Raw genomic sequence first — 17,139 nt, 5'->3', positions numbered from 1 at the left:
CATCCTTTACCGTGCAAATCAAATTTGAGGAGGACGTCTGCGTCGCCTGGTGTTTGCGATTAGGATTATGGTTTCAGGCCGTCAGGCCAGTGCAGCGTCCCCCGATAACACTCAGTGTTCCGTGTGAGATCTGCACTCACTGTTGATGCGGGAAAGTCCCTACGCGCCCGCAAACACTAAAGAGAATGAGAACTATACTCATTATCTTTATATGATCAAGTGTAAACAGGGGCAACAAAGTAAAAAAGGAAGTCTAAAAACCTCTGATGGTGCGGGGTTATCCTTTCGTACAATACATCACTGGCGAATTACTGTAGGTAAAAAAATAGCTGTCAGCATTGGCGGGAAGAATATTCAATCTAATTCCCCGCTCCCGGTGCTGAAAGAAGTCCGGGACATAGGCGAGATAGTTTAAATGTTTCTTCGGCAGGACATTGGTTTCGTTAGAGACCAGAATCACCTCTCCCTCTTCACGCCAGTAGGTGAATCCCACCTTATTACTGATCGCTACTGGCGGTTTATTCTCTTCAATATACTCCCCGGTGGCGTCGTAACTCCCGACACCGTCATTAAACGAAAAATTCATTACCATATCGATAACCGCCCGCTGTTCGACAATAGTCGCATGGGTCTCACAGCTAAAATTATTACGCTGATAATGCAAATAACCGGCAACAAGCAGCGGGGAGATAGCCGCCAGAAAAATAACACACCAGCGCAACAGCTGCTTATTCATTGTCATAGTAGGGTTGCCTGTAAAAAATAGATTTACAGCGCGCCTCGCGATTTTCCGGCGCACGGTCGCAAATAATCACCGATATTCCCAACTGCGCGCGGTTCAGCGTCATATAGGCCACCTCGCCCTTTTTACAGGTCAGCGGAAAACGCTGAGACAGCGAGGCCCACATCATCTGGCTTTTCTCTGTCTCATTCCACGAGGAGTAGGCCTCACAGCCATCAATGGTGCCTATGGGGTGATAGCCGACAAATACCGGTTCAGCGGGTTTGAGTTCCGGATACAGTACACCGCAGGAGAGTAAAAAAAGCGCGCCTGCCAGCCAGTAACCCATAGCCGGTCGCCAGAAATGGCGGGAGCGTTGCGTTGCAGGGGGCAGAATGTCGGGTTTGACGACTTCGGAGGATACCTCGGCTAAATCGGGGTTAGTTATGGTTTTATTCCGTTCGATAAACTCCGCCTGGGTACCGACCCGCAGCCGAGCGACGGATTTAAACCCGGCTTTCGGAACAGTGATAATGACGTTCTCTTCCAGCCCGGCCGATTTCAGCGCTTTTCTGATTGAGGCGATGGTCTGGTAAAGGGCGTTGGTGGTCACGACGGTGCCCTGTTTCTCCCACACGGCGGCAAATAAATAGCGCTGCGTCAGCACCTGCTCATTCTGCTCGAGGAGCTGAAGCAGGCACTCACTCACCGGCCCATGCAGAATGACTGCCCGCGCCGGGTAGTCAGTAAGCGAGCACAGGCGGCGGGCTTCCGGCTCAAACAGGACGGTTTCGTTAATCAGAAAAACAGGTTTCATTTCATGACCACAGGCTCATTGGCAAAGGATGGCGTTCATCAAATTTCTGATTCAGATTTTTTAAAATATTTATCAATCACCTGGTTGTCAAAAAACCGCCGGACGGCCACGTTAAGCGAGGCGATAGCGCACTTCTGATTCAGTATAAATCATATAACTTCACTCCTCTTTTTTCGTTGTTCGCCGCATTCTGAGAACACAGAAAAACGGTATGCGGATCGCCCTTCAACTATCAGTGAAAAATGCTAACGTGATGCCTAAATACACCATTTCATCTTGATGCGTCGCCTCATTATGCAAAATCAGGATAAAAGCGTAGTAACAGAAAATCAGGCAGCGTTTAATACCGAAAATCTGGTTTACAGCAACAAAAGGACTACACACGAGGGTTTCTCAACCGCTTTGCTGTAGCGCACCGGGGTGTGTATTGGAAAGCATTCATAGCAGCCATATAATCCCCCACATAAACGGTGTGGATTTATGTTCGGCGTGCAGGTCGGGATCGGTATTTTATTTAATTATCCAGGTATGAAATAAATGGGCTATCGACTCTATGGATTTATGATCGGTGATGAGATTCACTTCGATATTTCAAATCGCAGGCTGTATCGGCTTACCGGTAGCCACACCGATAAAAGTATAGTATTTGCATCAATCTATTTTAATGAAACTATGCTCAGGCTTTTTCTCTATCTGCTGGAGCATGGACGGCGCACCGCGATCAGTAAAGAAGAGCTGTTCGACAAAATTTGGGAGGAGAATAACCTGTGTCCTTCCACGCAGCGACTGTGGCAAGTTCTGAACAACCTGAATAAAAAGCTGGGTCTGCTGGGACTGCCCGCAGATTTTATCCGCAACATTAAGGGGCGTGGCTACATGATTAATTATCAGGATGTGATACCGGTATATTACAGGATGAGTGAACTCCCGCCTCAGCCTGATAATAAAAGGGAGAAACCAGATAGTCTGAGTGAGTGATGTCAACCCAGGCATTCGCCCTGAGCATTAATGCGAGGGGCTTTTTTTTACGTTTTGATGACCAACGCCAGGGAATTCACCTCCCGTTAATGATGGCAAAAATAGCATAAAAACACTTTTTATCGGCATGCACCGATAGTGGAAGATATATGAGCATAGTTAATCGCTTTCTAAATTTAAAAGTCAGCCGAAAATTATTTTTCGGCTTTGCAGTCGTCCTGCTGGTGACGCTGGCGATCCTGTCATCGGGCTTGCTGGGGCTCAACAATATCAAGGATAAAGTGGATAAAAACGGCTTAACCACGAACCTGTTCAATACCCTGTCTGCCGTGCGTCTGGGTCGAACCAATTTCCAGTACACGCTCGATCAAACGTATCTGGATCAGGTAAATGCCGCCACCACGCAGATGCAGGACACTATTGCCCAGCTGGAGACCTATAGTTGGTCGCCGGAAGGCAAAACGGTTCTGGACAATACTACCGCAGCCGTGAACAGCTACATCATTACCCTGGTCTCCTTTACCAAAGCCCTGTCTGAAAAGAAACAGAGTGAACAAAAGGTCTCTTCGCAGGTGCTGTGCGACAACGCCGAAATCGTGTCCAGATTGAGCCGGGAGCCGTCTATGTCGCCTGAAACTGCGCTCCTGGCCGGGCAGGTGGCCTTTGCGATGAGCGATATCGACTCGCAGATGACGCTGTATAAACAGCACCCGACCTCAGACATGGAGAAACAGATCCAGTCCCGGCTGGAGGTCGGCAAAACCGATGTCGGCCAGCTACTTCAGTTAATGCCTGAGGCTCAAAAATCGCTGTTACAGGCAAGCCTTGAGAACATTCAGAACATCGGCCCTGAGCTGGAACATTACCGAGCCGTCTGGAATGAGCAGGCTACCCTGTCCGATACCTTAACCGACAAAGCGGAGGTCCTGACGAAGGCCATCCAGACGCTGTTTGACATACAGCAGAAAAAAGTCGCGAATACCGTCGACGGCGTTGAGTACCAGATGGCGATCGTCGCTGCGATCGGTATCGTGCTGGCCGTGCTGCTGGCAATGGCGATCACCCGCTCCATTACACGTCCTCTCAGCGAGACCCTGCGCGTGGCCGAACAGATTGCCAAAGGCGATCTCACCGCGACCCTCAGCAGCAATCGCCGCGACGAGCCGGGTATGTTGATGAACGCCGTGGCTACCATGAATGAGAACCTGAAAAACATCATTCATGACGTGCGTAACGGTGTGGATAGCGTGGCGCGATCGGCCTCCGAAATTGCCGCCGGCAATATGGATCTGTCGTCGCGTACCGAGCAGCAGTCTGCCGCGGTGGTCGAAACGGCGGCCAGTATGGAACAGCTCACCTCCACCGTGGCGCTGAACGCTGAGAATGCCAACCATGCCCGCGCCCTCGCTCAGGAAGCCTCGGTGAATGCCACCGAAGGCAGCCAGATTTCGCAGAAAGTGATCGACACCATGAAGAACGTGCGTCAAAGCTCGCACCGTATTTCGGAGATCACCACCGTCATCAACAGCATCGCCTTCCAGACCAACATTCTGGCGCTGAACGCCGCGGTGGAAGCCGCCCGTGCAGGGGACCAGGGCAAAGGCTTTGCGGTCGTCGCCGCCGAGGTACGCACCCTGGCCCAGCGCAGCGCCCAGTCAGCGAAGGAGATTGAAAACCTGATCGGGGAATCGGTGGTGTATGTCGATAACGGCTTTAACCTGGTGGAGGGGGCCGGGGAAGCGATGTCCCGCATCGAAAGCTCTGTCGCCCAGGTTCGCGACATCATGAGCGAGATCGCCGCTGCGACCGATGAGCAAAGCCGCGGCATTGCGCAAATCGCGCAGGCGATGGCCGAGATGGACACCACCACCCAGCAGAACGCCGCCCTGGTGGAAGAGTCCTCTGCCGCTGCCAGTTCGCTGGAGGATCAGGCCGTCCAGCTGGAGAAAGTAGTGGCGATATTCAAAGTGTCGCAGTCACAGAGTGGCGTCGCCGCGCGGGCCGTCACGCCAGCCTCGGGCAAAAAAGCCCCGGCGCAACCCTCGGGCGACTGGGTGCAGTTCTGACGCCAGCCAGATGATATAGCCCCTGTCAGGCCACCGGTTTTCCGGTTGCCTGACCCAGGCCGCGGTGAAACTGACCATGATTAACATTCACAAACTGTGGGCCAGCCTGAATGCCAGGTTAGCCCGCTATTTTTCGGGGCAGTTTAGCGCCTCAGCCAGCGCGCTACGCACGGCGATTGCACACCGGCAGATTGTGCCCTTTTACCAGCCCTTTATGAACGCCAGCACCGGTCAAATTGCCGGGATCGAAGTGCTGGCCCGCTGGCGCCATCCGCTGTACGGGGCTGTGGCGCCCGATGCGTTTATTCCGCTGGCGGAAAAGCACGATCTGATCGTTCCCCTGACCCACCAGCTGATGCAGCAGGTGGTTGCCGATCTGCAGGATCAGATCCACCGCTTCCCGGTCGGGACCTATATCTGTATTAACATCAGCGCGCAAAACTGTCTCGATCCTGGTTTTGAATATGATACCCGCGACATGCTGAGTAAATTCAATGCCAATCAGAGCCACGTGGTGGTGGAGATCACCGAGCGGCATCCGCTGCATTTCACGCCGCAGCTGAGTAACTGGTTTGCCGCATTGCGCCAGGCCAATATTTCGCTGGCGCTGGATGACTTTGGCACCGGCTATTCAAATCTGTCCTATATCTCAGCCCTCAATCCTGAATTTATTAAGATTGATAAGCTGTTTGTCAGCCAGATTGGTGGGAATGGCGATACGCGGCTGGTAGACAGCGTGATCGACCTGGCGAAAAACATGCGCCTGAAGATCATTGCCGAAGGGGTGGAGACCAAAGCGCAGGCCGACTATTTACGCCGAAAACAGATCGATTTTTTACAGGGATACTATTTCTTCAAGCCGCTACCGGCCAGTGAGCTTATCCATCAGATCATTGCCCGCGATCGCGTGCTCGCCAGCTGACACTTTCAATACCGGCGTTGGGCTGTCCGACAGCGCCGCCATTCCCAGCGCCGATGATATCCCGCTCGCAATCGTCTCATCGGAAAAGGGCACGTCCCCATTCTCCTGATGAATAATGGCCTTACTCAACGCGGTTAAGACCGCGGGCGAGGCCACATCCAGCCGGGTAGTCGGTGAGACGCCAAGCGCCTGGCTGACGTTCTGGATATATGCGTTGGTATTGTTATTGTCCTGCGGCGGTGCCCAGCGGGAGATAATTTTACTGATGGTATCCAGCCCGCGCCGCTGGTAGGCGAGCAGGTTTACGCCCAGCGCGCGGATGCCGTGTTCCGGGGAGGCAAAGGTGGCAAAACGCCCGTCGGTGCCATTCTGTCCCTGCCAGGTAAAGGCCCAGCTGGCTTCCAGATTGCCGGGGTTGTTATTACGGATCCCACGGATGCCTCCGACCGGCGACCACGCGGGCCCGGTGCGGCTGTTCCGGTACTGAGGTAAGCGTTTCATCAGCGCAAGCTGATTTTCACTCCACCCCTGCAGGCTGGCGTATTGCCCCAGCTGCTCAAAAGAGGCGGGCGTGGCGGCAATCGATGCCTGGCGGCGATCGGCGGGTTGCGCTGGACGTGTCGCAGGCTGAGCGATGATCGGCTGCGAAGAATGCGTTAACTGCGAAAAGGAGGCGGGGACGCTGGTCTGCGTCATCCCGGCAGAGGGCGACTGTGCCGATAGCGTGGCCACTTGTTGCGGGCTGCTTATCTGCTGGTGTTCATAATAATGCGCAATACCGGACATCATTCCCTCTTAATACTTACCCGACCTCAGCGCGAGGCTGAAAGCACGCGTTCGCCGGTATTATACAGATGCGGGTCAGGTTGCCAGCATAATATTAAACAGCGTCACCTGGCGGGAGGTCAGTCGCGATAAGACACGGGATTCAAATAAGATCCTGTCGATGTTTGCCGCCCTGACGACCAGATCGTCAACATGCCTAAGCAGGCTGTCCGGGGCACGGCGCGCTGCCGTTCCCGGCTGCCAGACGTGCGCTGAGTGTCAGGGCGTTATCGAACTGAAGGATAAACAAAGGGGTATTTAATTCAGCTGCATACTTTTGCATAAAGTTCATTGAAGGCTTTCACCTGAGAACGATATTCATCGACCAAAAAACCATCACCCGTCGCGTACGCTATCGGTCGTCGTGAATACTTGAAGCCCAGAACCAAATGATATGGTTCGGCAGCAATAAAACGCGCGCCTATTTTTCGGCCCAGTTGAGTCTCACCAGAAATGATGCCGCAAACAAATGGATGCCCTTCAGAATCATGCACAAACATTTCTGTGAAAGTGACTGGCCTGGTTGTATCTAAGTCGCTATCACAGAAACCAGTCATCATTTTTCTTGTTTGCTCATCCTTTGGATTTTTTGCGAGCTGCTCCTGGAGCATATCGCAACCATCAGGATTCCCTGCCCCGTGCTTAAAGAATTCAACAACTGCAGGTTTTACATCTTCAAAATTGTAGTGTTCCTGAGCATGAGTACATTGCGCAAAAATAAAGAGCACAAACAGCAGTAATTGCTTTGTTTTCATGAATATCCTTCCCCCGCTATTTCGGGGCTTTTGTTTACCTGACCACGTTACAAACGAAATCCACGTTATCGGCGGAACAAATAAACAGCGCTATGGTGTGTATTCCCGATATATGCCGATCGCCAGACCGCATGAACAAGTTAAGCGTGTATTCAAATTGACTCGATTTTCGGGATTGATGTCCCAAATATGTCCCATAAGGAAAAAGTCGAAGCGGGAGGGGTTAAGTAAGCGCTTGATTTGAAATGGTACGCCCTAAAGGATTCGAACCTTTGACCTACGGCTTAGAAGGCCGTTGCTCTATCCAACTGAGCTAAGGGCGCACGGAGAAGAATGTCTTCGCAGTGGTGAAGCGCGTGGAATTATACGGTCAATGACCGTTGAGTCAATGCATTTTAGTACAATCCTCTTGTAGTTCATATCGATGGCTGGCAACAGGCCCGCTTAACAGGAAAATCCGCAAAGTGTGACTGACAGCAGCGCGCGCTTCTGACAAAATATGCTCATCCCCCCTTTCACTCCTTACAGATGGAATCTTCTCTCTGATGGCAGCAAAGATTATTGACGGTAAAACGATTGCGCAGCAGGTGCGCTCTGAGGTTGCGGAAAAAGTGGCAGCACGTCGGGCCGCAGGAAAACGCGCTCCCGGGCTGGCTGTTGTGCTGGTCGGCAGTAACCCGGCTTCACAAATTTATGTCGGCAGCAAACGCAAAGCGTGCGAAGAGGTGGGTTTTCTCTCTCGCTCTTACGATCTACCGGAAACCACCTCCGAAGCAGAGCTGCTTGAGCTGATTGATACCCTGAACGCCGATAAAGAGATCGACGGCATTCTGGTCCAGCTGCCGCTGCCTGCGGGCATCGACAACGTGAAAGTGCTGGAACGTATCGCGCCAGACAAAGACGTGGACGGCTTCCACCCGTACAACGTTGGCCGTCTGTGCCAGCGTGCGCCGCGCCTGCGTCCGTGCACGCCGCGCGGCATCGTCACGCTGCTGGAGCGTTATAACATCGACACCTACGGCCTGAACGCCGTGGTGATTGGCGCGTCCAATATCGTTGGCCGTCCGATGAGCATGGAGCTGCTGCTGGCTGGCTGCACCACCACTGTGACCCACCGCTTTACCAAAAACCTGCGCCAGCACGTCGAAAACGCCGACCTGCTGATCGTGGCCGTGGGCAAGCCGGGCTTTATTCCGGGGGAGTGGATCAAGGAAGGCGCGATTGTCGTGGACGTGGGCATTAACCGTCTTGAGAGCGGCAAAGTGGTCGGCGATGTGGTGTACGAAGATGCCGCAGCCCGTGCCTCTTATATCACACCGGTTCCTGGCGGGGTGGGTCCGATGACCGTCGCCACATTGATTCAGAATACTTTGCAAGCATGCGAAGAGTATCACGACGTAGAGGAAGCATAAGATGGCCACTTTTTCATTAGGTAAACACCCGCACGTTGAGCTGTGCGATCTGCTGAAGCTCGAAGGCTGGAGCGAAAGCGGCGCTCAGGCCAAGATCGTCATTGCCGACGGTCTGGTGAAGGTCGACGGCGTGGTAGAGACCCGCAAGCGCTGCAAGATTGTGGCCGGTCAGACCGTGAGTTTTGAAGGCCAGAGCGTGACCGTCACGGCCTGAGTCTTCTGATGCCCGGCGGCGCTTCGCTTGCCGGGCCCACAATCCCCCTCCTGTCCAATCCCCCACACCCATCACGGTTAATTATCGATCAACTTCAAATAATCACTATTTCATCTGTTGGAATGTGAAAATTAAGTTGCGCGAAATTCAGGCTTTCATCACGATAAGTAGAACGTTCTACTAAAACGTTCTACTCACTATAACAGCGCTCACAGAGCGCACTCGGGGGAAATCAGCATGAGTCTGATATCAGGGTTTGTTAAATCGCTGTCGAAATTATCGATGATTGGTCGCGCCTTAATGCTGCCGATCTCACTGCTTCCTGCTGCGGGCCTGCTGTTGGCCTTCGGGGATAAGTTCCACCTGCCGCTGATGATGAACGCGGGCGGCGTCATTTTTGATAACCTGCCGATGCTGTTTGCTATCGGCTCGGCCGTCGGGCTGGCATCCGAATCCGGGATCGCCGCGCTGTCGGCGGCGGTGGCGGTCTTTGTCACCAATATCACCATCGGTACCGTGCTCGGCATTACGCCGGAGATGGCCTCCCAGGGCGGGAAATACGCCATGGTGGTGGGCATCCCGACGCTGCAGATGGGCGTCTTTGGCGGCCTGCTGTGCGGTATTCTCGCCGCCTGGTGTTATAACCGCTTCCACACCATGCAGCTGCCGGAATTCCTTGGCTTCTTCTCCGGGAAGCGTTTTGTCGCCATTGCCACGGCGTTCCTGTCGTTCGTGATGGGCCTGCTGCTGCCCTATATCTGGCAACATATCCAGGCCGGGATCGACGCGCTGTCGGTAGTGGTCAACGGTGATAACCAGGCGGCATCGACCTTTATCTTTGGTCTGGTGGAACGCGCGCTGATCCCGCTGGGTCTGCACCACATCTGGTATCCATCGTTCTGGTACTCCTTCGGGGATTACACCACCCAGGCGGGCCAGGTGATCCACGGCGACCAGACTATCTGGTTCAAGATGCTGGAAGAAGGCACCAAATCCTTCAGCAGCGACACCTACCAGAATGCCGGTAAGTTCATGCAGGGCGAGTTCCCACTGATGCTGTTCGCGCTGCCTGCGGCCTGTCTGGCGATGTACCACGAAGCGCACACCAAAAACAAAAAAATTGCCGCCGGTATTCTGTTCTCTGCGGCTCTGACCTGCTTCCTGACCGGGATCACCGAGCCGGTAGAGTTCACCTTTATCTTTGTGGCACCGATCCTCTACGTCTTTAACGCCATCATGGCGGGCCTGGCGTACATGACCATGTACCTGATGCATGCGCACATCGCCAAGTCCTTCTCTGCGGGCTTTATCGACTACCTGTCGTTCGGGATTTTGCCGTCGTTCAACGGCTACCAGACCAACTTCCTCAACGCCATTATCATCGGTATTCCGATGGCACTGATTTACTACTTCACCTTCCGCTTCGTGATCCGTCGTTTCGACGTGAAAACGCCGGGCCGCACCGAAGTGACGGCCAATGCGGATGATAAAACCGACACCGAAATCGCCACCGAAATCATCGGCCTGCTGGGCGGTGCGCAGAACATCGACTCCGTCGGCTCCTGCATCACCCGTCTGCGTCTGGAAGTCGCTCAGAGCGATAAGGTGGATAAAGACGGTCTGAACGGCCTCGGCGCACGCGGCGTGGTCTTCGTCGGTGACTCCGGCATTCAGGTTATCTTTGGCGCCCGGGCACAGTTTATCGCCCAGACGATGTCCACCATGATCGGTAAATAATAAGCTGCCTGTCCGACACGTCTCCTGTACTCTTACGGGAGACGTTGTCTTATCAGGCATTTCAGGGAGAAGATGTGAAGAAGGTCAGCATCATTGATGTCGCCCGCGAGGCAGGGGTTTCCGTCTCCACCGTCTCGCTGGTCCTGCGTCAGAAAGGAAAGATCTCTGAGGCGACAATCGAAAAAGTCCACGCCGCCATTACCGCCCTGGGCTACGTGCATAACGTGGCCGCTGCCAATCTTCGTGCCAACACCTCCAATTTGATCGGTCTGATCCTGCGTGATTTCAGCGACAGCTTTTCCATCAAGGTGATGGCGAGCATTGTTCAGGAGCTGGAGAAACAGGGATTTATGGTTTTTCTCGGCCAGCCGCTGAACGACGGCGAGCACCTGGAGCGCTGCCTGCTCTCCTTTAAGCAGCAGGGCGTCGCCGGGGTGATCTATCTGGCCTCCAATACCCGCCATGCCACTCTTCCGGCGTTGATCCGCCAGTGCCCGCTGCCGCTGGTGGCGGTGTCGCAGTCGCTGCTGGATGAGACCTGCAATCTGGTGATGCGCGATAACCGCCAGGCGGCGCATCTGGCGACCCGCTATCTGATTGAGCGCGGACACCGCAATATCGCCTATATCGGCGGCACGGAAGGGGATCGGATCCGCGAGCAGCGCCTGCTCGGTTTTCGCAGCGCGATGACGCAAAACGGGCTGGTATTCCGCGACGAATCCGCGCCCGCCTGCAGCGACGATACCCAGGCGGTAAGTTTCGCCACCCGCCAGCTGCTGGAGAAAAATAACACCATCACCGCCCTGCTCTGCCACTCCCCGGATGCGATGCTCGGCTCCATCTCCGGCATTCATCACGTCGGGCGCACGGTGGGGAAAGATGTATTTCTGACCCAGCAGGTGGCGCTGGTGGGGTTTGAGGATATGCTGCACGTTAATCTCACCTCCCCGTCCTTTACCTATGTCTCTTCCGCCAGTGAAGAGACGGGCCGTCAGGCGGCGGGGCTGATGATCCGCAAGCTGAAAGAGCCTGAGCTGCAAACCCAGCGCATTACCCTGTCGGGGCAACTGATCGCCCGGGAATCGGCGTAATTCAGATTTACGCCCGGCACGGAGTTCCGCCGTGCTCTGCTATATTTCCATGATTTGCCATGGATAATCGTTATGCCAACCATCATTACCCATGCCGCTGTGCCGATTTGCCTCGGCTTAGGGCTGGGCACCCGGGTTATTCCCCCTCGCCTGCTGTTCGCCGGGGTTGTCCTCGCCATGTTGCCGGATGCCGACGTGCTGTCGTTTAAGTTCGGCGTCGCCTACGGCAATATTTTTGGTCACCGCGGCTTTACCCACTCCCTGCTGTTCGCCTTTGTGGTGCCGTTACTTTGTGTGTTGATTGGACGACGATGGTTCAGGGCCGGGCTGGTGCGCTGCTGGCTGTTTTTAACGGTGTCGCTGCTGTCGCACAGCCTGCTGGATTCGGTGACGACGGGCGGGAAAGGGGTCGGCTGGCTGTGGCCGTGGTCGGATGAACGCTTCTTTGCGCCCTGGCAGGTGATCAAGGTCGCGCCCTTTGCGCTGTCGCGCTACATGACGCCCTACGGGCATCAGGTGATTCTTTCGGAACTGCTGTGGGTGTGGCTGCCGGGGATGGTGCTGATGGGATTGGTGTGGTGGAAACGGCGGTAAAAGTAAAGCCGGGTGGCGCTGCGCTTACCCGGCCTACGTTCGTGCTTTGTAGGCCCGGCAAGCATCGCGCCGCCGGGCGTTACCAACTTACTTACGGCGCCAGGTGGTGCCCTGCGGACCATCTTCCAGAATGATCCCCATCTCGGTGAGACGGTTACGCGCGGCATCGGCTGCGGCCCAGTCTTTCGCCTGACGGGCTTCCAGACGGGCTTTAATCAGCGCTTCAATCTCCGCTACTTCACCGTCATCCGCCTGCGCACCGCTCTGCAGGAAGACTTCCGGCTCCTGCTCCAGCAGACCCAGCACGCCCGCCAGCTTGCGCATATGGGAGGCCAGCGCGTTAGCGGCATGCGCATCTTCACCTTTCAGGCGGTTCACTTCACGAGCCATATCAAACAGCGCCGAGTAGGCTTCCGGGGTGTTGAAGTCGTCGTTCATTGCTTCGACAAAACGGGCTTCGAACGCCTCGCCACCGGCTGCTGCGACTGAGGTGTCGGTTCCGCGCAGCGCGGTGTACAGACGCTCCAGTGCAGAACGCGCCTGCTTGAGGTTCTCTTCGCTGTAGTTCAGCTGGCTGCGATAGTGGCCGGACATCAGGAAGTAGCGGATGGTTTCAGCATCGTAGTACTTCAGCACGTCGCGCACGGTGAAGAAGTTGCCCAGCGATTTGGACATCTTCTCGCGGTCAATCATCACCATCCCGGAGTGCATCCAGTAGTTCACGTACTCGCCATCATGAGCGCAGGTGGACTGGGCAATTTCGTTTTCATGGTGCGGGAACATCAGGTCTGAACCGCCGCCGTGAATATCGAAATGGTTACCCAGCTGTTTGCAGTTCATGGCTGAACATTCGATGTGCCAGCCCGGACGGCCTGCGCCCCACGGCGATGGCCAGCTCGGCTCACCCTCTTTGGACATTTTCCACAGCACGAAGTCCATCGGGTTGCGCTTCACGTCAACCACGTCAACGCGGGCACCGGCCTGGAGCTGATCCAGATCCTGACGGGAGAGCTGACCGTAATGCGGATCGGTCGGCACGTCGAACATCACGTCACCGTTGTCCGCCACGTAGGCGTGACCTTTGGCGATCAGCTGTTCGGTGATCTCAATGATCTCCGGGATATGGTGCGTCGCGCGCGGCTCCAGATCCGGGCGCAGGATATTCAGCGCATCAAAATCCTTGTGCATTTCGGCGATCATGCGATCGACTAAGGCGACGAAGTTTTCGCCGTTCTCGTTAGCACGCTTGATAATTTTGTCGTCGATATCGGTGATATTGCGTACATACTTAAGGTTGTACCCGAGGAAACGCAAATAGCGTGACACCACGTCAAAAGCGACAAAGGTACGGCCATGGCCGATATGACAGAGATCGTAAACGGTAATACCACACACGTACATGCCGACTTCCCCGGCATGAATAGGTTTGAATTCCTCTTTTTGGCGCGTCAGTGTGTTGAAGATTTTTAACATCGAAGATTCCATGTGAGACGTGTGTGGGTGAAAACGGCGTATTCTACACGCAAAATCATTTAAATGGATGAGGCGTGTACCTGTAATTCAAACCTGAAGCAGCACACAATGCAAGGTGATCGCGCCGTGAGGTTATGCTATAACAAGCGCTTATTGTGGCCCCCCGAGGGGTCGAAGCACCACTATAACGGAACAGGATGCAAAAATGGTTACTTTCCACACTAATCATGGCGATATCGTAATCAAGACCTTTGATGACAAAGCGCCTGAAACAGTTAAAAACTTCCTGGACTACTGCCGCGAAGGTTTCTACAACAACACCATTTTCCACCGTGTAATTAACGGCTTTATGATCCAGGGCGGCGGTTTTGAACCTGGTATGAACCAGAAAGAGACCAAAGCGGCGATCAAAAACGAAGCCAACAACGGTCTGAAAAACACCCGCGGTACGCTGGCAATGGCCCGTACTCAGGCGCCACACTCCGCCACCGCGCAGTTCTTCATCAACGTGGCTGACAACGACTTCCTGAACTTCTCCGGCGAAAGCCTGCAGGGTTGGGGCTACTGCGTGTTCGCAGAAGTGGTTGAAGGCATGGACGTGGTTGAGAAGATCAAAGGCGTTTCTACCGGCCGCAGCGGTATGCACCAGGACGTTCCAAAAGAAGACGTCGTGATCACAAGCGTGACCGTCAGCGAATAATTCGTGGCGACACTCTTTATTGCAGATCTGCATCTGCAAACAGAAGAACCGGCGATCACCGCCGGTTTTCTGCGTTTTTTACAGGGTGAAGCCCGGCACGCCGATGCGCTTTACATCCTGGGGGATCTGTTCGAAGCCTGGATTGGCGACGACGACCCCAACCCGCTTCACCGCGAGATAGCAGCCGCCATCAAAACCCTGGTGGATTCCGGCGTCCCCTGCTTCTTTATTCACGGTAACCGCGACTTTCTGCTCGGCAAGCGCTACGCCCGCGAATGCGGCATGACCCTGCTGGCGGAAGAGACCGTCCTTGACCTGTATGGCCGTAAAATTCTGATCATGCATGGCGATACGCTCTGCACCGACGATACCGGTTATCTGGCATTTCGCGCCAAAGTGCACACCCCCTGGATCCAGACCCTGTTTCTCGCCCTGCCGCTGTTTATCCGCAGCCGCATTGCGGCGAAGATGCGCGCCGGCAGCAAAGCTGCCAACAGCAGTAAATCCCTGACCATCATGGATGTGAATCCGCAGGCCGTCGTCAATGTAATGGAAAAACACCAGGTACAGTGGCTCATCCACGGCCATACCCATCGCCCTGCCGTCCATCACTCAGACGTCAACGGCAAGGCCGCTTATCGCGTGGTTCTCGGCGCATGGCACAGGGAAGGTTCGATGGTGAAGGTCACGCCAGAAGACGTTGAGCTGCTTCATTTCCCTTTTTAGTCCCTCTGCACGCACTATTCCGAAAGTACCCTTTCAGCGTCAGAAATTCTGTCTTTCCCTTTAGCCGCCAGGTTAATTTTCAGCAAAATTAACCTCAGGGAACGAACATGCAAAAATGGGATCAGCCTCTTATCTGGGGAATGGTTATCGCGGTAATCGCCCCGATTGTGGTCAGCTTTTTCGGTGTGGCGTTTATCTCCTTCGGCTCGCCCACTGTGTTGTGGTTCGCGGTTTTATTATGGCTACTCTATTTTTATGCGATATACCTTTTGTGTACGCGGCCACATGATGACCGCTTCGTGCAAACCTATATGTTGATCATAAGTATTTTCATGCTGCCCTGGGGCCTGGTGCTCGCTTTTACCTTTTTCGCCAGCGCGACCAAAGCTCATAGCCAACGTATTTCATCAGATAGCAACGAGCCAAAAGAGCGCTAACTACGCGCACGCAACCGTTTTCCTTGCCTGTATATCGTGCTATTCTTTGTCACCTCAAAAGCCGAGAATAGCGCCTCACAGGAGTTTTTAGCCGCATGTCTTCCAGCAATAATCCGGCGCGTGTCGCCATCGTGATGGGGTCCAAAAGCGACTGGGCTACCATGCAGTTCGCCGCCGAAATCTTTGACATCCTGAATGTTCCTCACCACGTTGAAGTGGTCTCCGCACACCGCACCCCCGATAAACTGTTCAGCTTCGCCGAAGGCGCGGAAGAGAACGGCTATCAGGTGATTATTGCCGGTGCCGGCGGGGCCGCGCATCTGCCCGGCATGATTGCCGCCAAAACTCTGGTGCCGGTGCTCGGCGTCCCGGTACAAAGCGCTGCCCTGAGCGGCGTCGACAGCCTCTACTCCATCGTGCAAATGCCGCGCGGCATTCCGGTGGGAACGCTGGCGATTGGGAAAGCGGGTGCCGCTAATGCCGCCCTGCTGGCCGCACAGATCCTCTCAACTCACGATAAAGCACTGCATCAGCGCCTGGTCGCGTGGCGTACCGCCCAGACCGACGAGGTGCTGGAGAACCCGGACCCGCGAGGTGCGGCATGAAGCAGGTTTGCGTCCTCGGTAACGGTCAGTTAGGCCGCATGCTGCGTCAGGCCGGTGAACCGCTCGGGATCAGCGTCTGGCCGGTCGGGCTGGATGATGAACCCGAAGCCGTGCCCTTTCAGCAGAGCGTGATCACCGCAGAGATTGAGCGCTGGCCGGAAACTGCCCTGACCCGGGAGCTGGCTCGCCACAATGCGTTTGTAAACCGCGATGTGTTCCCCATTATTGCCGACCGTCTGACGCAAAAGCAGCTGTTCGACGATCTGCACCTCGCCACCGCGCCGTGGCAGCTGCTGACGGAAAAAGGCCAGTGGCCAGGCGTATTTGCCACCCTGGGCGAGCTGGCGATCGTCAAGCGTCGCGTTGGCGGCTATGACGGACGCGGCCAGTGGCGTCTGCGCGCCGGTGAAACCGACCAGCTGCCGGACGAGTGCTACGGCGAATGCATCGTTGAGCAGGGCATTAACTTCAGCGGCGAAGTGTCGCTGGTGGGTGCCCGCGCCCACGACGGCAGTACCGTCTTTTATCCCCTGACCCACAACCTGCATCAGGACGGCATTCTGCGCACCAGCGTGGTCTTCCCGCAGGCCAATGCGGCCCAGCAGGCGCAGGCCGAAAGCATGCTCTCTGCCATCATGCAGGAGCTGGGCTACGTCGGCGTGATGGCGATGGAGTGCTTTGTCACGCCGGACGGCCTGCTGATCAACGAGCTGGCACCGCGCGTGCACAACAGCGGCCACTGGACGCAGAACGGCGCCTCCATCAGCCAGTTTGAGCTGCACCTGCGCGCCATTACCGGGTTGCCGCTGCCGCAGCCGGTAGTCAACAGCCCGTCGGTGATGATCAACCTGATCGGCACCGATCTGAACTACGACTGGCTGAAACTGCCGCTGGTGCATCTGCACTGGTATGACAAAGAGGTTCGTCCGGGGCGCAAGGTCGGCCACCTGAACCTGAATGACAGCGATATCCCCCGCCTGAGCGCCACGCTCGAAGCCATTGTGCCCCTGTTACCGCCGGAGTACGCCAGCGGCATAGCCTGGGCGCAGGCAACGCTGAGTTAAGT

18 protein-coding genes, 1 tRNA gene and 1 pseudogene are annotated in these 17,139 nt (G+C 55.2%); 14 read left to right on the top strand and 6 right to left on the bottom strand.

Features of this window, described 5'->3' with window-relative positions:
* Nucleotides 1–277: 277 nt before the first annotated feature.
* Both ACP4QI_RS05220 and ACP4QI_RS05215 read right to left on the bottom strand, forming a co-directional pair.
* A complete protein-coding gene (locus ACP4QI_RS05220) occupies nucleotides 278–742 on the bottom strand; it encodes a hypothetical protein (RefSeq protein WP_142488516.1) in 465 nt (154 codons plus the stop codon).
* Nucleotides 729–1,538 (bottom strand): winged helix-turn-helix domain-containing protein, encoded by an 810-nt coding sequence (locus ACP4QI_RS05215; protein WP_426495116.1) that lies wholly within the window; start codon nucleotides 1,536–1,538, stop codon nucleotides 729–731. The genes ACP4QI_RS05220 and ACP4QI_RS05215 overlap by 14 nt, the downstream gene beginning before the upstream one ends.
* A gap of 537 nt (nucleotides 1,539–2,075) precedes the next feature.
* Between ACP4QI_RS05215 and ACP4QI_RS05210 the strand changes: the two genes are divergently transcribed.
* From ACP4QI_RS05210 to ACP4QI_RS05200, 3 genes are all read left to right on the top strand, one after another.
* Nucleotides 2,076–2,516 (top strand): winged helix-turn-helix domain-containing protein, encoded by a 441-nt coding sequence (locus tag ACP4QI_RS05210; protein ID WP_142488514.1) that lies wholly within the window; start codon nucleotides 2,076–2,078, stop codon nucleotides 2,514–2,516.
* Nucleotides 2,517–2,665: 149 nt separating this feature from the next.
* The gene (locus ACP4QI_RS05205) at nucleotides 2,666–4,582 is read left to right on the top strand and encodes a methyl-accepting chemotaxis protein (RefSeq protein ID WP_426495117.1); all 1,917 of its coding nucleotides are present in this window, start codon (nucleotides 2,666–2,668) and stop codon (nucleotides 4,580–4,582) included.
* Nucleotides 4,583–4,658: 76 nt separating this feature from the next.
* Entirely contained in the window at nucleotides 4,659–5,504 is an 846-nt protein-coding gene (locus ACP4QI_RS05200; protein WP_426495118.1) for an EAL domain-containing protein, read from the top strand.
* Here the strand turns inward: ACP4QI_RS05200 and ACP4QI_RS05195 are convergent.
* Complete coding sequence (locus ACP4QI_RS05195) at nucleotides 5,445–6,293, bottom strand: hypothetical protein (protein WP_285128640.1); 849 nt, start codon at nucleotides 6,291–6,293, stop codon at nucleotides 5,445–5,447. The genes ACP4QI_RS05200 and ACP4QI_RS05195 overlap by 60 nt on opposite strands.
* 211 nt (nucleotides 6,294–6,504) lie before the next feature.
* Between ACP4QI_RS05195 and ACP4QI_RS05190 the strand changes: the two are divergent.
* Nucleotides 6,505–6,591: pseudogene (locus tag ACP4QI_RS05190) on the top strand (TraR/DksA family transcriptional regulator); the annotation flags it as partial.
* A gap of 1 nt (nucleotide 6,592) precedes the next feature.
* Here ACP4QI_RS05190 and ACP4QI_RS05185 read toward each other — a convergent pair.
* Together ACP4QI_RS05185 and ACP4QI_RS05180 are read right to left on the bottom strand one after the other, a co-directional pair.
* Nucleotides 6,593–7,084, bottom strand: coding sequence for a hypothetical protein (locus ACP4QI_RS05185; RefSeq protein WP_142488510.1), 492 nt, complete (start codon nucleotides 7,082–7,084; stop codon nucleotides 6,593–6,595).
* A gap of 246 nt (nucleotides 7,085–7,330) precedes the next feature.
* Nucleotides 7,331–7,407: transfer RNA gene (locus ACP4QI_RS05180), tRNA-Arg, on the bottom strand.
* A gap of 222 nt (nucleotides 7,408–7,629) precedes the next feature.
* Here ACP4QI_RS05180 and folD point away from each other — a divergent pair.
* From folD to ACP4QI_RS05155, 5 genes are all read left to right on the top strand, one after another.
* Nucleotides 7,630–8,496, top strand: coding sequence for a bifunctional methylenetetrahydrofolate dehydrogenase/methenyltetrahydrofolate cyclohydrolase FolD (folD, locus tag ACP4QI_RS05175; protein ID WP_285128639.1), 867 nt, complete (start codon nucleotides 7,630–7,632; stop codon nucleotides 8,494–8,496).
* 1 nt (nucleotide 8,497) lies between these two features.
* A complete protein-coding gene (gene ybcJ / locus ACP4QI_RS05170; protein ID WP_023334767.1) occupies nucleotides 8,498–8,710 on the top strand; it encodes a ribosome-associated protein YbcJ in 213 nt (70 codons plus the stop codon).
* A 237-nt stretch (nucleotides 8,711–8,947) separates the two neighbouring features.
* Nucleotides 8,948–10,447, top strand: coding sequence for a PTS transporter subunit EIIC (locus ACP4QI_RS05165; RefSeq protein WP_426495119.1), 1,500 nt, complete (start codon nucleotides 8,948–8,950; stop codon nucleotides 10,445–10,447).
* 74 nt (nucleotides 10,448–10,521) lie between these two features.
* Nucleotides 10,522–11,538 (top strand): Mal regulon transcriptional regulator MalI, encoded by a 1,017-nt coding sequence (gene malI, locus ACP4QI_RS05160; RefSeq protein ID WP_426495120.1) that lies wholly within the window; start codon nucleotides 10,522–10,524, stop codon nucleotides 11,536–11,538.
* Between the two features lie 72 nt (nucleotides 11,539–11,610).
* On the top strand, nucleotides 11,611–12,132 hold the full coding sequence (locus ACP4QI_RS05155) for a metal-dependent hydrolase (protein ID WP_426495121.1): 522 nt from the start codon (nucleotides 11,611–11,613) through the stop codon (nucleotides 12,130–12,132).
* Nucleotides 12,133–12,219: 87 nt separating this feature from the next.
* Here ACP4QI_RS05155 and cysS read toward each other — a convergent pair whose 3' ends face one another.
* A complete protein-coding gene (gene cysS, locus ACP4QI_RS05150) occupies nucleotides 12,220–13,605 on the bottom strand; it encodes a cysteine--tRNA ligase (protein ID WP_106992225.1) in 1,386 nt (461 codons plus the stop codon).
* A gap of 205 nt (nucleotides 13,606–13,810) precedes the next feature.
* On the opposite strand from cysS, the gene ppiB reads away from it, so the two are divergent.
* The 5 genes from ppiB to purK all read left to right on the top strand — a co-directional run bounded on the left by ppiB (nucleotide 13,811) and on the right by purK (nucleotide 17,137).
* Nucleotides 13,811–14,305, top strand: a complete 495-nt coding sequence (ppiB, locus tag ACP4QI_RS05145; RefSeq protein WP_106992224.1) for a peptidylprolyl isomerase B — start codon at nucleotides 13,811–13,813, stop codon at nucleotides 14,303–14,305.
* A 3-nt stretch (nucleotides 14,306–14,308) separates the two neighbouring features.
* Nucleotides 14,309–15,031 carry a UDP-2,3-diacylglucosamine diphosphatase gene (gene lpxH, locus ACP4QI_RS05140; RefSeq protein WP_285128637.1) on the top strand — a complete coding sequence of 241 codons (723 nt, stop codon included), beginning with the start codon at nucleotides 14,309–14,311 and terminating at the stop codon, nucleotides 15,029–15,031.
* A gap of 107 nt (nucleotides 15,032–15,138) precedes the next feature.
* Nucleotides 15,139–15,468: a hypothetical protein gene (locus tag ACP4QI_RS05135; protein WP_285125251.1), complete on the top strand. Its 330-nt coding sequence runs from the start codon at nucleotides 15,139–15,141 to the stop codon at nucleotides 15,466–15,468.
* Nucleotides 15,469–15,563: 95 nt separating this feature from the next.
* Nucleotides 15,564–16,073 (top strand): 5-(carboxyamino)imidazole ribonucleotide mutase, encoded by a 510-nt coding sequence (gene purE / locus ACP4QI_RS05130; RefSeq protein WP_426495122.1) that lies wholly within the window; start codon nucleotides 15,564–15,566, stop codon nucleotides 16,071–16,073.
* Nucleotides 16,070–17,137, top strand: coding sequence for a 5-(carboxyamino)imidazole ribonucleotide synthase (gene purK / locus ACP4QI_RS05125; RefSeq protein ID WP_231312944.1), 1,068 nt, complete (start codon nucleotides 16,070–16,072; stop codon nucleotides 17,135–17,137). The genes purE and purK overlap by 4 nt, the downstream gene beginning before the upstream one ends.
* Nucleotides 17,138–17,139: the final 2 nt, after the last annotated feature.

The organism is Leclercia sp. TB492 (assembly GCF_049974505.2).
Classification (GTDB): domain Bacteria; phylum Pseudomonadota; class Gammaproteobacteria; order Enterobacterales; family Enterobacteriaceae; genus Enterobacter; species Enterobacter adecarboxylatus_C.
Note: the sequence above shows the minus strand (reverse complement) of the source record. Positions and strands in the feature narration are given on the sequence as shown.